General features: G+C 66.2%; 15 protein-coding genes. 4 read left to right on the forward strand and 11 right to left on the reverse strand.

The genetic code is table 11. From position 1 onward, the window contains the following. Window positions 1-122: 122 nt before the first annotated feature. Complete coding sequence (locus tag GDR53_RS14465) at window positions 123-527, reverse strand: acyl-CoA thioesterase (RefSeq protein ID WP_193335165.1); 405 nt, start codon at window positions 525-527, stop codon at window positions 123-125. Beyond that, window positions 524-1,120, reverse strand: a complete 597-nt coding sequence (locus GDR53_RS14470) for a thymidine kinase (RefSeq protein ID WP_193335166.1) — start codon at window positions 1,118-1,120, stop codon at window positions 524-526. The genes GDR53_RS14465 and GDR53_RS14470 overlap by 4 nt, the downstream gene beginning before the upstream one ends. A 319-nt stretch (window positions 1,121-1,439) precedes the next feature. Here GDR53_RS14470 and GDR53_RS14475 point away from each other — a divergent pair, with 319 nt between their 5' ends. Then, the gene (locus tag GDR53_RS14475; protein ID WP_193335167.1) at window positions 1,440-1,832 is read left to right on the forward strand and encodes a DUF2147 domain-containing protein; all 393 of its coding nucleotides are present in this window, start codon (window positions 1,440-1,442) and stop codon (window positions 1,830-1,832) included. Then, window positions 1,832-2,233, forward strand: a complete 402-nt coding sequence (locus GDR53_RS14480; protein ID WP_210321337.1) for a DUF2147 domain-containing protein — start codon at window positions 1,832-1,834, stop codon at window positions 2,231-2,233. Before GDR53_RS14475 ends, GDR53_RS14480 begins: the two co-directional genes overlap by 1 nt. A gap of 9 nt (window positions 2,234-2,242) precedes the next feature. Here the strand turns inward: GDR53_RS14480 and GDR53_RS14485 are convergent, their stop codons facing one another. The 3 genes from GDR53_RS14485 to GDR53_RS14495 all read right to left on the reverse strand — a co-directional run bounded on the left by GDR53_RS14485 (window position 2,243) and on the right by GDR53_RS14495 (window position 5,380). Then, the gene (locus GDR53_RS14485; RefSeq protein ID WP_193335169.1) at window positions 2,243-3,148 is read right to left on the reverse strand and encodes a DMT family transporter; all 906 of its coding nucleotides are present in this window, start codon (window positions 3,146-3,148) and stop codon (window positions 2,243-2,245) included. 130 nt (window positions 3,149-3,278) lie between these two features. Then, complete coding sequence (locus tag GDR53_RS14490; protein ID WP_193335170.1) at window positions 3,279-4,511, reverse strand: aminotransferase class V-fold PLP-dependent enzyme; 1,233 nt, start codon at window positions 4,509-4,511, stop codon at window positions 3,279-3,281. Between the two features lie 188 nt (window positions 4,512-4,699). Beyond that, a complete protein-coding gene (locus GDR53_RS14495; protein ID WP_193335171.1) occupies window positions 4,700-5,380 on the reverse strand; it encodes a Spy/CpxP family protein refolding chaperone in 681 nt (226 codons plus the stop codon). Window positions 5,381-5,505: 125 nt separating this feature from the next. Here GDR53_RS14495 and GDR53_RS14500 point away from each other — a divergent pair, with 125 nt between their 5' ends. Continuing rightward, on the forward strand, window positions 5,506-5,937 hold the full coding sequence (locus GDR53_RS14500; protein WP_193335172.1) for a GNAT family N-acetyltransferase: 432 nt from the start codon (window positions 5,506-5,508) through the stop codon (window positions 5,935-5,937). Here the strand turns inward: GDR53_RS14500 and GDR53_RS14505 are convergent. Beyond that, window positions 5,900-8,077: a heavy metal translocating P-type ATPase gene (locus GDR53_RS14505; protein ID WP_193338111.1), complete on the reverse strand. Its 2,178-nt coding sequence runs from the start codon at window positions 8,075-8,077 to the stop codon at window positions 5,900-5,902. The genes GDR53_RS14500 and GDR53_RS14505 overlap by 38 nt on opposite strands. 145 nt (window positions 8,078-8,222) lie before the next feature. Next, window positions 8,223-8,702 carry a DUF992 domain-containing protein gene (locus tag GDR53_RS14510; RefSeq protein WP_193335173.1) on the reverse strand — a complete coding sequence of 160 codons (480 nt, stop codon included), beginning with the start codon at window positions 8,700-8,702 and terminating at the stop codon, window positions 8,223-8,225. A 117-nt stretch (window positions 8,703-8,819) separates the two neighbouring features. Between GDR53_RS14510 and GDR53_RS14515 the strand changes: the two genes are divergently transcribed. Beyond that, window positions 8,820-9,236 carry a MerR family transcriptional regulator gene (locus tag GDR53_RS14515; RefSeq protein ID WP_193335174.1) on the forward strand — a complete coding sequence of 139 codons (417 nt, stop codon included), beginning with the start codon at window positions 8,820-8,822 and terminating at the stop codon, window positions 9,234-9,236. A gap of 3 nt (window positions 9,237-9,239) precedes the next feature. On the opposite strand, the gene GDR53_RS14520 is transcribed toward GDR53_RS14515, so the two are convergent. The 4 genes from GDR53_RS14520 to GDR53_RS14535 form a co-directional block, all read right to left on the reverse strand. Continuing rightward, window positions 9,240-9,941 carry a class I SAM-dependent methyltransferase gene (locus tag GDR53_RS14520; protein ID WP_193335175.1) on the reverse strand — a complete coding sequence of 234 codons (702 nt, stop codon included), beginning with the start codon at window positions 9,939-9,941 and terminating at the stop codon, window positions 9,240-9,242. 82 nt (window positions 9,942-10,023) lie between these two features. Next, window positions 10,024-11,082: a quaternary amine ABC transporter ATP-binding protein gene (locus GDR53_RS14525; protein ID WP_193335176.1), complete on the reverse strand. Its 1,059-nt coding sequence runs from the start codon at window positions 11,080-11,082 to the stop codon at window positions 10,024-10,026. Next, a complete protein-coding gene (locus tag GDR53_RS14530) occupies window positions 11,082-11,951 on the reverse strand; it encodes an ABC transporter permease (protein ID WP_193335177.1) in 870 nt (289 codons plus the stop codon). The genes GDR53_RS14525 and GDR53_RS14530 overlap by 1 nt, the downstream gene beginning before the upstream one ends. Before the next feature lie 128 nt (window positions 11,952-12,079). Then, on the reverse strand, window positions 12,080-13,105 hold the full coding sequence (locus GDR53_RS14535) for a glycine betaine ABC transporter substrate-binding protein (RefSeq protein ID WP_193335178.1): 1,026 nt from the start codon (window positions 13,103-13,105) through the stop codon (window positions 12,080-12,082). Window positions 13,106-13,166: the final 61 nt, after the last annotated feature.

Here is a 13,166-nt window from a genome sequence, read left to right on the forward strand (position 1 = left end):
GGAGACTGGAAAAGTTCCCCGCCGGGTGAAAAGTTCAGGTCGGTCGCGGGGCGGGAAGTTGCCTGTCCCTCGCGCCGTTATCCCTCAGAAATCACAGTCCAGCTGAACGCTGGCTGAACGGATCAGTCAGGTTTTGCCTGCAGCGGGGCGATGGCGCGCTTGCTGCCATCCTCGCCCAGGGCGACATAGACAAAGCGGCCATCGGTGACCTTGACCCGATCGGCGAGACGGTCGCGCCGGGCCCAGGCTTCGATGGCCACGGTAATGGAGGTGGTGCCGACCCGCTCGATGCTGGTGTAGACGCAGAGCACGTCGCCCACCTTGACCGGGGCGATGAAGGTCATGGCCTCGACGGCGACGGTGACGACGCGGCCCTGGCTGCGCTCGACCGCGGCAATGGCGCCGGCAATGTCCATCTGGCTCATCACCCAGCCGCCGAAGATGTCGCCGGCCGGATTGGTATCGGCGGGCATGGCCAGGGTGCGGATGGTGAGGGCGCCGGCGGGTTCGGTCACGGTGGGGGTCATGCAGGTCCTTTCGCCGGCCAGCGGCCGATGGCTTCTTCCCAATGCTTGCGGCACAGCGAGATATAGACGGACTTTTCGATCGAGACCTGCTCGCCCTGGGCCAGCACGCGGCCATCCGCGCTCTGGCGGACCACCATGGTGGCCTTGGCACCGCATTCGCAGATGGTGCGAATTTCCCGCAAGACGTCGGCAATGGCAAGCAGTTCGGACGAGCCGGGGAAGAGCTTGCCCTGGAAATCGGTGCGCAGGCCAAAGCACATGACGGGAATCTTGAGGCGATCGGCGACACGGGCCAGCTGCCAGACCTGGTCGGCGGTGAGGAACTGGGCCTCGTCGACAAAGACGCAATCGACCTTGCCGCTCTCGAGGTGCTCGCGCACGGCCTGGTAGAGATCGTCATCACCAGAATAGAGCTCGGCCGGCTCGGAAATGCCGATGCGCGAGGCGATCAGGCCGACGCCGTCCTGGGCGTAAAGGCCGCTGGTATAGAGCAGCGGACGCATGCCGCGCTCGCGATAGTTATAGGCGGCCTGCAGCAGCAAGGTGGACTTGCCGGCATTCATCGCAGCGTAGGAGAAGTAGAGTTTGGCCATGGTGGCCCCGTTGTGCCGGAGCGCTGGCGGGCAAGCGAGCGCAAAGAATGCTGCTCCACAAAAAAAGGCCGCCACGGGGGGCGGCCAAGGCCGATCTGATCGGCAGGGAGAGCGGGGGTTGGCGACCGCGCTCTCCAAAGGGCCGGGCCTACGTTGGGGACGCGGGGCGCGGCAGTCCGGGCCGTGTGGGGCTGGGCCGGGAACAAGGCGACCTTAGGGTGGACGAATGACACTGGCGTGACGCCATTGTTCAGCCAGCATTCAGGCGATGATCGCCATGGTGGGGCAACACCGATCAGGGTGCAGGAGATTTATCGTGGTGGCAAACAGGCTTGGCATCGTAGCGGGCGTGATGATGGCCCTGGCAGTTGGCGCCGGCACGGCGCAGGCCTCGCCCAATGGCGTGTGGGAGCTGGACTCGCGCGACACCCGCATCGCGCTGGCGCTGTGCGGCGACGGCACCCAATTGTGCGGCACGCTCGTCTGGCTGTCGGACGTCGACTATAACGAGCAGTACAAGCCGTTCCTCAATGCGCCGGTGGCCGAAGCGATCCGGCAGAGCGGTCCCAACCGCTGGAAGGGCGCCATGCAGCTGTTCGGGCACAAGATCCAGGGCACCATCACCCAGCAGAGCGATACGCAGATGACGCTGCAGGGCTGTGCGCTGCTGGTGATCTGCAAGACCTACCAGATGTTCAAGGTGAGTCCATGATGTCGGTGGCCAGCATGCGCAGCGCGGGTGTCATGGCGGCCGTGGCGATATTGACCATGGGACCGGCTCTGGCCGCGTCGCCGGCCGGCATCTGGGAAATCGAGATGAAGGATTCGCGCTATCGCGTCGAGCTGTGCGGGCCTGCGGGGACCGATCTTTGCGGCACGCTGATCTGGCTGGGCAATGGTGCCGACAGCCCGGAAAACCTGCCCTATCTCAATACGCTGCTGATCGATCATGCGAGCCCGACCGGGCCGGGGCAGTGGGAGGGCGACCTGCATATCTATGGGCAATCGGCGGCCGGGACCATTGCCCAGGTCAGCGACGACCAGATCACCCTGACCGGCTGCGCCTTTGGCATCATCTGCAAGAGCTACCAGCTCTATCGCTATGCGGAGTAACGGGCCGCGCTAATTGGTATTGCGCGGAATGTGCATGCGGCGCCGTGTCCAGAGCGGGGGCAGGGCTTCGACGGCCAGGATAGCGGCGAAGATCAGCACCGCGCCGGCATAGCCGATCGGGGGCAGGCGCTCGCCCAGGATGATGGCGCCGCCCAAGGCGGCAAATAGACTCTCGGCCGAAAGGATGATCGCGGCATTGGCCGGCGGCACATATTGCTGGCCGATGGCCTGGAAGGTGAAGGCCACGGCGGTGGAGAGAATGCCGGTATAGGCCAGTTCGATCCAGCCGGACTGGATGGCGCTGAAATCGGGCTGTTCGAAGATGAAGGCGAGGCCCACGGCCAGTGAGCCGGCAATCAGGAAACTGACGGCGGAGACGAAGATGGGCAGGCCGGTGACACGCGCCGCCTGGCCGAGCAGAATGACATGCAGGCCCCAGAAAACGGCGCCGATCACCATCAGCCCGTCGCCGGCATTGAAGCTGTCGAGACCGCCGCCATTGAGGAAATAGATGCCGATCAGCGCCAGCGGCACGCAGACATAGATGATGGGGTGCGGGCGGGTGCGGAAGATGAGGAAACCCAGCACCGGGACGAAGAAGACATAGAGCCCGGTGAGGAAGCCGGCATTGGTGACGGTGGTGGTGATCAGGCCGAACTGCTGCAGCGCCGAGCCGGCGAGGAAAACCAGGCTGACGGCGATGATAAGCCACCAGTTATTGGCGCTCAGTGGCGCGGGACGCTTGCGGCGCTCCAGCAGGGCCAGCGGCAGCACGGCGAGGCCGCCGATCAGGTAGCGCAGACCGGAAAAGGTCAGCGGCCCCATCGAATCCATCGCCGATTTCTGGGCGATGAAGGCCAGGCCCCAGAGCATGGTGCAGATCAGAAGCAGCAGGGCGGCGACGGGACGGGACATTTTTTGGGTCTTTTCGTGGGGCTTGGGCACAGTGGTGCATTCGTCTCCCTCCCTTGGTGGGGAGGAATGAAGGGTGGGGGTCTCAAGGCGCGGCGTTCGGGCATGCGCCCACCCGACCCCGACTGCCAGACTAGGGGAGCTCTTTATCCAGAGCCGCGATCAGCTGATCGATCTCTGCGGGCGTGGTGTAGTGGACGAAGGAGAGGCGCAGGACGCCGTGATTGGGGTCGATGCCGAGGGCCTGCAGCAAACGGTAAGCATAGAAATGCCCGCCGCTGGCCATGATGCCGTGTCTGGAGAGGCGCGCCGCGACGGCAGCGCCGGGCTCGTCCAGCGCCAAAGCGATGGTGGGGGCGCGCAGGGTGGGATCGGCGGGGCCGATGATGCGCACCGAATTCTTCTGGCGCAGGTAATCGAGCAGGGGGGTGGCCAGGGCCACTTCCTGGGCGCGCATGGCGGCGTGGGCGCGGCGGAAGGGATTGTCTCCCGGCGCGCCGGGGCCGGCAATGTCGGCCACGGATTCCAGATAATCGACAATGCCGGAACAGGCAGCGATCTGGGCGTGATCGGGGCCGGCCGGGGTCAGGCGGTAGCGCGGCTTGGCATCGTTGAAGAAATGACCCTGATTGGGCAGGGCCATGGCCAGCTCGGGCCGCACGGCCATGATGCCCTGATGGGGGCCATAGACCTTGTAGGCGGAGAAGAAATAGATGTCGGCGCCGAGCGCGGCCAGATCGGGCAGGCCATGGGGCGCATAGCTGACGCCATCGATGATGGTGAGGGCGCCGACGGCCTTGGCGCGGGCGGCGATCTCGGCCACCGGGTTGATTTCGCCCACGACATTGGAGCAGTGCGGTGCGGCAACGAAGCGGACCTTGCCGTCGAGCAGCGCATCGAGCGCGGCCAGCGACAGGCGGCCGGTCTGGCTATCGACGGCCCATTCGCGGACCTCGACGCCCAGCTTGGCCAGCTTGCGCCAGGCGCCGGTATTGGCCTCGTGATCCTGATTGGTGACCACGATGGCGTCGCCCGGCTGCAGGTATTCGCCGAAGGCCTTGCCCAGGACATAGGTATTGGCGGTGGAGGAGGGGCCGAAATGGATCCAGTCGCTGGTGACGTTGAGCGCCTGGGCGACGCGCTTGTAGCTGAGGTCCATGGCCGCGCCGGCGGCCTGGGAGGCGGGATAGACGCCATAGGGCTGCAGCTTGGTGGCGCGATAGTAATGGTCGAGCTTGTCGAGCACGGCGCTGGCCGTATAGGCGCCGCCGGCATTCTCGAAAAAGGCCTGGCCCTGCAGCGATGGCTCGGCAAAGGCGGGGAAATGGGCGCGCAGGCGCGCCGGATCGAGCGGCAAAATGGTCATGGGGCGTGGTCCAGTCGGCGGGTTACCGAGTGGTAGAGCAGGCGGGGCCAAAAGCAAACCCCGGCTGTTGAGAGCCGGGGCCTGTCCGCGGTTGGGACGAACCGACGGAAACGCGATGCCGACGGGGTAGGTCAAGGCATCGCGGGTCGGCGCGCCCCTGCCGAAGCCAGAAGGCGCGCCGATCGGGATCAGCCGTTGGACGGGGCTGCGGGGGCAGCGGCGCCCGGACCGCCCATCGGGCCGGCACCGCGGCCTTCATGCTGGCCCTTGTGGTCGCCGCGGCCATGTTCGCCCATCCGGCCCTGCATGTCGCCGCGCATGGCGTGGGCGGGGGCAAGCTCGGCCTTCTGCGCGTCGGTGAGGCTGGCGAAGAATGCGGTTACCGAGGGCTGCACCGATTTGAGCGTCTCGATCTGGGCAGTCTGCAGGGCGATGCGGAGTTCGAGACCCTTGGCAATGTCGAGCGGCGCAGGCTGGGCGCCTTCGGCCGGGGCGGCGGGGCGCAGGTCTTCAAGGGCGGCAGAGAAGGTCTCGGCAGCGGCGAGGGCATCGGTCTTGAGGGTGTCGAACAGGGTCTGCTGCTCGGGGGTCATGTCGATGGCGTGGCTGAGGCGGACCAGGGCGATCTCGACGGCTTCTGAGCCACCGTCAAAGCCGATAAAGCCGGCCATGCCGCGGTCGCCACCGCGCTCGCCTTCATGCTGGCGCATGCCGGACATGGGGCCCTGGCCCCAGCCTGGTGCCGCCTGTTCGGCAGCGGCAGGCGGCGCTGGCGGGGTGGCGTCCTGCGCATAGGAGGGAGCAATGGCCGACAGGCCGACAGCGGCGGTCATGAGGGCGACGATGGCGGAGGTCTTGAGCGATGTCATCTGGAGGTTTTCCTTTGCATGGGAAGCCGGACGTTGCCGGTATGCAAAGGACCCTAACGGTGTTCACCTGTTCGCGACCTTGCGGTGACATGAACAGTTCGACAGGTTGGTAAGGTGAGGTGTGCATGATCGATATCAGAACAGATCCCCATCCCGACGATGCCGCGCTGGAACGGTTGTGGCAGGCCGCCTGGGGTGATGCCGGACCAGCATCCTTTCAGCCGATCCTGCAGCGCAGTCTGACCCATGTCGGCGCCTATGACGGGCCGCTGCTGGTCGGCTTCGTGAACGTGGCGTGGGACGGCGGCATCCACGCCTTCATCCTCGATACCTGTGTCGACCCGGCCTATCGGCGCCAGGGCATTGCGCTGCGCCTGCTGGCGCTGGCCGCCGAGACCGCGCGGGAAAGAGGCGCCGCGTGGCTGCATGTCGACTTCGAACCCCAACTTGAGCCGCTTTACCGGCAGGCCGGCTTCGGCCCGACGGCGGCCGGGCTGATGCGGCTGGCCTGGACAGGGCTCAGCGCGGGCGCCAGGCGAGGAGGCGCATGGCGTTGAGCGTCACCAGCACGGTGGCGCCGGTATCGGCGAGGATGGCGGGCCAGAGGCCGGTAATGCCCATTATGGTGGTGACGAGGAAGACCGCCTTGAGGCCGAGCGAGACGGCAATGTTCTGTCCGATATTGGCCATGGTGGCATTGGAGAGGCCGATCATGGCGGCGATGTCGGCGACCCTTCCATGGAGGATCGCGGCGTCGGCGGTTTCAAGCGCCACATCGGTGCCGCCGCCCATGGCAATGCCGATATCGGCGGCGGCCAGGGCCGGCGCGTCATTGATGCCGTCGCCGACCTTGGCGACGATCTTGCCCTCTGCCTGCAGGGCCCGCACGGTGGCCTGCTTGTCCTCGGGCAGCAGGCCGGCGCGCACCTCGAGGCCCAGTTCGGCGCCGATGGCGCGGGCGGTGCGGACATTGTCACCGGTCAGCATGATGACGTCAATGTTGATGGCTTTGAGGGCGTCAATGCCGGCTTTGGCGTCGGCGCGGGGCTCGTCGCGCATGGCAATGAGACCGGCTATCTCGCCGCCGACCAGCACGATCGAGACGGTCTTGCCGGCGTCGGTGAAGCCATCAATGACGGTCTGCAGGTCCGGCGCGATGGTGGTCTGTTCGGCGGCGGCGGCGGGCGAGAAGAGGGCGACAGCTTCGCCGCCCACCGTGCCGGCGAGGCCTTTGCCGGGAAGCGCGCGGGCAGCGGCAGCGGGCGGGATCGCGACCTTGTCGGTCTTGGCCCGCGCGAGGATGGCCAAAGCCAGGGGGTGGCTGGAGCCGGTTTCGAGCGCGGCGGCCAGCGACAGGACCTTGGCGACGGGGCGCGCGACAGCGTGGATATCGGTGACCAGCGGCCGGCCTTCGGTGAGCGTGCCGGTCTTGTCGAGGGCGACGGTGGTGATGGTGCGCAGGCTTTCGAGCACGGCGCCGCCCTTGAGCAGCAGGCCGCGGCGGGCGCCGGCGGAGAGGGCAGCAGCAATGGCGGCGGGGGTGGAGATGACCAGAGCGCAGGGGCAGCCGATCAGCAGGATGGCGAGGCCCTTATAGATCCATTCATCCCAGGACTGGCCCAGCAGCACCGGCGGCACGGTGGCGACCAGTGCGCCGGCGACGAGGACGCCGGGGGTGTACCAGCGCGAAAAGCGGTCGATGAAGCGAGCCGTGGGGGCCTTGGATTCCTGGGCCTCCTCGACCAGCTGCACGATGCGGGCAATGGTATTGTCGCTGGCGGTGGCGGTAACGCGGATGGTCAGCACCGCATCGGTATTGATGGTGCCGGCAAAGACCGTGTCGCCCGGGCCCTTGCTGGCTGGCAGGCTTTCGCCGGTGACCGGGGCCTGGTCCACGGCGCCCTGGCCAGTGGTGATGATGCCATCGGCGGGGATGCGGTCGCCGGGGCGGACCATGATGGTGGCGTTGAGGGCGAGGCTGGCGGCAGGGACTTCGGTGGTCGTCTCGCCTGTCACCAGAAAGGCGGTCTTGGGCACGAGATCGGCGAGGGACTTGATCGAGGCGCGGGCGCGGCTGGCGGCGACGCCCTCGAGCAGTTCGCCCACCAGGAAGAGCAGCACCACCATGGCGGCTTCCTCGGTGGCGCCGATGAAGACCGCGCCGACGGCAGCAATGGTCATCAGCGTCTCGATGGAAAAGGGCGTGCCGGCGCGGGCCCCGGCAATGGCGCGGCGGCTGACCGGAATGAGGCCGACCAGCAGCGCGAGCAGGAAGGCCTCGTGGCTCATGGTGGGTACGACGAGGCCTGTCAGCCAGGCGGCCAGCATGGCGATGCCGGCGCCCAGGGCCAGCAGGGCCTTGGGCGTGCGCCACCAGGGACCATCGCCGAGCGCGAAATGCTCGTCGGGCCCGGCAGGTTCGTGGCCGTGATCGTGGTCATGCTCGTGATCGTGGTCATGGCCGTCCAGCGGGGCGGGGGCGCCATCGCGGGCCAGGGCATAGCCGAGTGGCTTGATGGCCTGCTGGATTGTGGTGAAGGGGACATTGTCATGCAGCACGGTGAGGGTGCCCGCGGTGAAGCTGGCGCCGGCCTCGGACACACCGGGAATGCGGGTAACCGCGGTCTCGATCTTGCTGGCGCAGGCCGCACAGTCCATGCCGCCGACGCGGTATTTCGTTTTCGTGGGCTCAGCCATCATGCGTCCTTCCAATTGCCTATATCGGGATGCTAGCTTCTATAGTCACTAGAGGAGCAAGCGGAAAATGCCGGAAGCAGCGCCAACGAAAAACGCGCCGCCCGCAGGGGCAGCGCGTTGGTCAGGCAAGTGGCTGATCGGCAGCTTACTGGGTGGCGGTGCGCAGCTGGAAGCCGGTAATGCCGACAGCAACATTGATGCCGGTCTGGCCCTGGATGCTGAGCGGCTGCAGCATGAAGCCCTCGCTCGAACCGCCGACCAGGGCATTGGCACCGGCGCCCAGGCCCAGCGAGGCTTCGGCACTGACGCCGACATATTCGCCAGTCAGCGAGCCGGGGGCATAGGCGTCACTGCTGGGGGCCAGCACCAACCACTGGATCACCGATTCCTCGGTGAAGCCGATGTCGAGGCCAACCTTGTTGACCTTGCCATAATAGACTTCGGTCGGCTCGGTGGCTTCGGAGTCATAGAAGCTGCAGATGGCATCCTTGGACGAGCCGAGGATGAGGCCGATGCCGCCTTCGACGGTGCATTCGAGGCGACCGATCTCGATGCGTTCCTGGGCGTAGGTCGCGGTCGAGAACAGGGCAGTGGCGGCGAGGGCAGTTGCTGTGAGCAGTTTCATGTAAGCACTCCTTTCCATGCTCAACCCGCGCCGGGGCACCGGGGTTCCGCCCGGCGGGCAAAGCAGAGCAATAGCGACAAATGGGCCGCAGTCCTGGCGGCGAAAGGATAGAGCGAGATGGCGTTTCCGATTGGCGAACTGGCGCGGCAGACTTCGGTCAAGGTGCCGACGATCCGCTATTACGAGCAGATCGGCCTGCTCGACGCGCCGCCGCGCAGCGAGGGCAATCGCCGGCTCTATGGCCAGGCCGAGGTGGAGCGGCTGCGCTTTATCCGGCACGGGCGCGAACTGGGCTTCGAGATCGAAGACATCCGCGAACTGCTGGCCATGGCCGGGCAGCCGCAATCATCGTGCCACCAGGCCGACAGCATTGCGCGCAACCACCTGCGCGAGGTGGAGCGGCGCATTGCCAGTCTGACGGCGCTCAAGGGCGAGCTCAGCCGGATGATCGCCGAATGCGGGCATGGCAGGGTGTGCGACTGCCAGATCATCGAGGCGCTGGCCGATCACAGCCACTGCCTGAGCGAGCATTAGGGCTCAACCGTAACTGACCCAGCCGCGGAAGCTGAGGCCGGCATAGAACAGCGATACGCCGGTAAAGCCGGCCTGGGCCAGCATGGCCTCATCATCCTCGGGCGACAGAATGGAGAGCCGGGTGGACATGGCCTGGTGGGCGCCGGCGGCGTCGGCCGGTGGGGTGCCGCCAAAGGCCAGGTGACGGGCGATCCATTGCGAGCGCTCGGGCTCGGTCTGGGCGAAGCTGATATGGGCGCAGACAAAGGGCGCGCCCGGGACCAGGCGGGCGCGGAGCTGCTGCAGCGTGGCGAGGCGCTGGTCGCGCGGAATGAAATGGAAGGTGAGCAGGCAGACCGCGCCGTCAAAGGGTCCCTGTGGTGCCGTCTCGATAGTACCCTCATGCAGCGCCACGCGCGGGGCATGCGGGCCGATGATGTCGGTAGCCAGAGCCAGCATGTCGGCCGAGGGGTCGACGCCGTCGAAGGTCCAGCCGGGGTGATCGTCGGCGAGGGCCTTGAGTTCAAGGCCGCCACCGGCGCCCAGGACCAGCACGCGACCGGTCGGGGGAACGCGTTCGGCGAGAAGTTGCGAGGTCATGCGATGCAGGCCGGCAAAGCCGGGCACCTTGCGGGGCGGGCCCTCGGCATAGGATCTGGCGGCCGCCCCGGCAAAGGGGTTGTGCTGATGGGATGTGGGGGCGGGCGGATGGTCGGATGATGTCATGTAACTTTTATGATTACATGAAGTGAGACTGTCAAGCCGGAAGCGCCCGGGCCGGCCAGCTGGCCGGCCCGGATTGTTGGTGTCAGGCTGCGGCGTCGACCGGCGCCGGGGTGTGGCGGGCGAGGGCGCGGATGACCTGCTTGGCGGTGATGGAGCCAATCTGGATGCCGTTTTCGTCCTGGACGCCGACCCATTCATGCTCGGCAAAGAGCGGCAGGACGTCCTCGCAGCGGGCGTCGCGCGGCACCAGGATCTTGCAGGGTTCGCCGGGGCCCTTGGTCATGATCGAGCGGACATGGATGGCGCGGGCCTTGTTCACCTCGCGCACGAATTCCTCGATATGCTCATTGGCCGGGCGCAGCACGATATCCTCGGGCTTGCCCTCCTGCTGCAGGGCGCCGTCCTTGAGCACAGCGATGCGGTCGCCGATCTTGAGGGCCTCGTCGAAATCGTGGGTGATGAACAGGATGGTCTTGCCCAGCGACTTCTGCAGCTCGATGAGCTGGTCCTGCATGCCCGAGCGGATCAGCGGATCCAGCGCCGAGAAGGCCTCATCCATCAGAATGATGTCGGTATCCATGGCCAGGGCCCGGGCGAGGCCGACGCGCTGCTGCTGGCCACCGGAGAGCTGGCGGGGCTGGCTCTGTTCGTAGCCGGACAGGCCCACCGTCTCGATCCACTTGGCGGCGGTGGCGAGGCGCTCATCCTTGCCGACGCCGCGGACCTCGAGGCCATAGGCGACATTGTCGATCACCGAGCGGTGCGGCAGCAGACCAAACTTCTGGAACACCATGGCGATCTGGGTGCGGCGATAGGTGCGCAGCTCGTCGGCGCTCATCTTGATCACGTCGGTGCCGTTGACGATGATCTCGCCGGCGGTCGGCTCGATGAGCCGGTTGACGTGGCGGATCAGGGTGGACTTGCCCGAACCCGACAGGCCCATGACGACGAAGATCTGGCCCTTGGCAATGTCGAGCGAGACATTGTCGAGACCGACGACGTGGTTGGTCTCAGCCTGCACTTCGGTCTTGGACTTGCCCGAGCGCAGCAGCGCCAGGGCGGTCTGGGGATCGTCGCCGAAGATCTTGGTGACGCCACGCATGGCGATGGCGAGCTCTGGATTGGTGGTGATGTCAGACATTAGCGTGCCTCCGCCAGGCCGATACGGGCCTGCAATTGTTTGCCGAAAGCCTGCGTGACCCGGTCAAAGATGATGGCAAGGGCGACAATGCCTAAGCCGGCAAAGAGGCCGCGGCTGACTTCAAGCCGGCCGATGCCCTGCAGCACCTGGTAGCCCAGGCCACCGGCGCCGATCATGGAGGCGATCACCACCATGGAGAGCGCCATCATGGTGGTCTGGTTGACGCCCGCCAGGATGGTGGGGAGCGCGAGCGGAATCTGGACGCCGAGCAGGCGCTGGCGCGGATTGGTGCCAAAGGCGCGGCTGGCTTCCATGACGGCCGGATCGACAGAGCGCAGGCCCAGATCGGTGAGGCGCACCAGTGGCGGGGAGGCATAGACGATGGTGGCGATCAGCGCCGGGATCTTGCCGGGCCCGAAGATCATCACCGTGGGGATGAGATAGACGAAGCTGGGCAGGGTCTGCATCAAGTCGAGCAGCGGGGTGATGGACTTGCGCACATTGAGCGAGCGGCTCATCCAGACGCCGACCGGGATGGCGATGACGATGGCGGTCAGGGTGGCGGCGATCATCAGGGCCATGGTGGTCATGGCGTCTTCCCAGAGGTCCATGACGCCCAGGAAGAGCAGCGCGCCCAAGACGACGGCGGGCAGCTTCCAGTTGCGGGTGGAAAGCCAGGCGACGCCCACCAGGATGGCGATGATCAGCCACCAGGGGGTGGCGATGAGCAGATTTTCAATGCCCTTGAGCAGCATCAGCAGGGGATGGGCGGCGGCCTCGAAACCACCACCCCATTCGCGCACGACCCAGTTGAGGGCATCATCAACGGCGCGGCGTAGCGGGCGGGTATCGATCAATTCAGGAAACACGGTTTCTCTCTCTCGTGTGGAGGGCGGGCGCGGGAGGCCGGAAGGCGCGGTGGACGCGTTCGGGCATCACGCGGAAAACGGCCGGGCGTGAACCCGGCCGTATCGGCTTTAGTGGTCGATAGTGGCGCCTAGCTCAGGCTGGCGCGCACCTTTTCGGCGATCTCGGGCGATACCCAACCGGTCCAGACATCTTCCTTGGTCTTGAGGAAGTTGACGGCGGTCGCTTCGGCATCAGCCTGGTTTTCGTCACCATAGACCAGCAGTTCGCTGATTTCGGCATTGGTCAGGCCAACCTTGGAGAAGTACTCGGCAACGGCCGGTGCTTCTTCCTGCAGCCAGGCGGCAGCACCGACGATAGCGGGCGAGGACGGATAGGCGGTTATGCCGGCCGGCTCGGTGCAATCGGGATTGGTGTTGCAGGCATAGACGTCAGGCTTGATCTCACCCATGTCCAGCGCGACGGCATCGAACTTGCCGAGGATGGCAGTGGGGCCCCAATAGTAGAACAGGATGGGCTCTTCGCGGGTGAAAGCGCGGGCAATGGAGGCATCGAGCGCGCCGCCCGAACCGGGGGAGAACAGGTTCCAAGTGTCGCCCATGTCATAGGCTTCAAACAGGGCGCCGGTGGCCAGTTCGCAGCCCCAGCCGGGTGGGCAGGTATAGAGGCGGCCCTTGCTGGAATCCTCGGGATCGGGGAAGACCTGCGGATTGGCCAGGGCGGTTTCCGCCGAGGTGATCTCGGGATTGGCTTCCTGGGTGTAGCGCGGGATGAACCAGCCTTCCACGGTGCCATCGCTGATGGCGTCGCCCAAGGCGACGGTGCTGCCGTCGGTGACGGCGGCGTCCCACTGTTCCTGCACGGTGCTGGTCCAGAGTTCAGGCGCGACAGCGGGCGAACCGCGCGTCACCATGGAACTGGTGGTGGGGACGGTGTCGCCGGTGACGATCTCGACATTGCAGTCGAAGCCGGCGTCGAGCACCTTGGCGTGGATGTGCGCCAGGACGGCCGCAGAGGGCCAAGTGAATTCGGCAATGTCGATGGTGCGGTCGGTACCGCAGGCGGCAGTCGTGTCCTGCGCAAAGGCAGGTGAGGCGGCCGCAGCCATCATAGCAACAGCAATCGCGGCGGCAGCGCCACCGGTTTTCAGCATCATGAGGGGTAGTCTCCGTATTATTTGTGTAGCCCTACGATAAGGACACAGTCTAGCTCTGTCA

Origin of the sequence: Devosia beringensis (genome assembly GCF_014926585.1) — a bacterium.
GTDB classification, from domain to species: Bacteria; Pseudomonadota; Alphaproteobacteria; order Rhizobiales; family Devosiaceae; genus Devosia; species Devosia beringensis.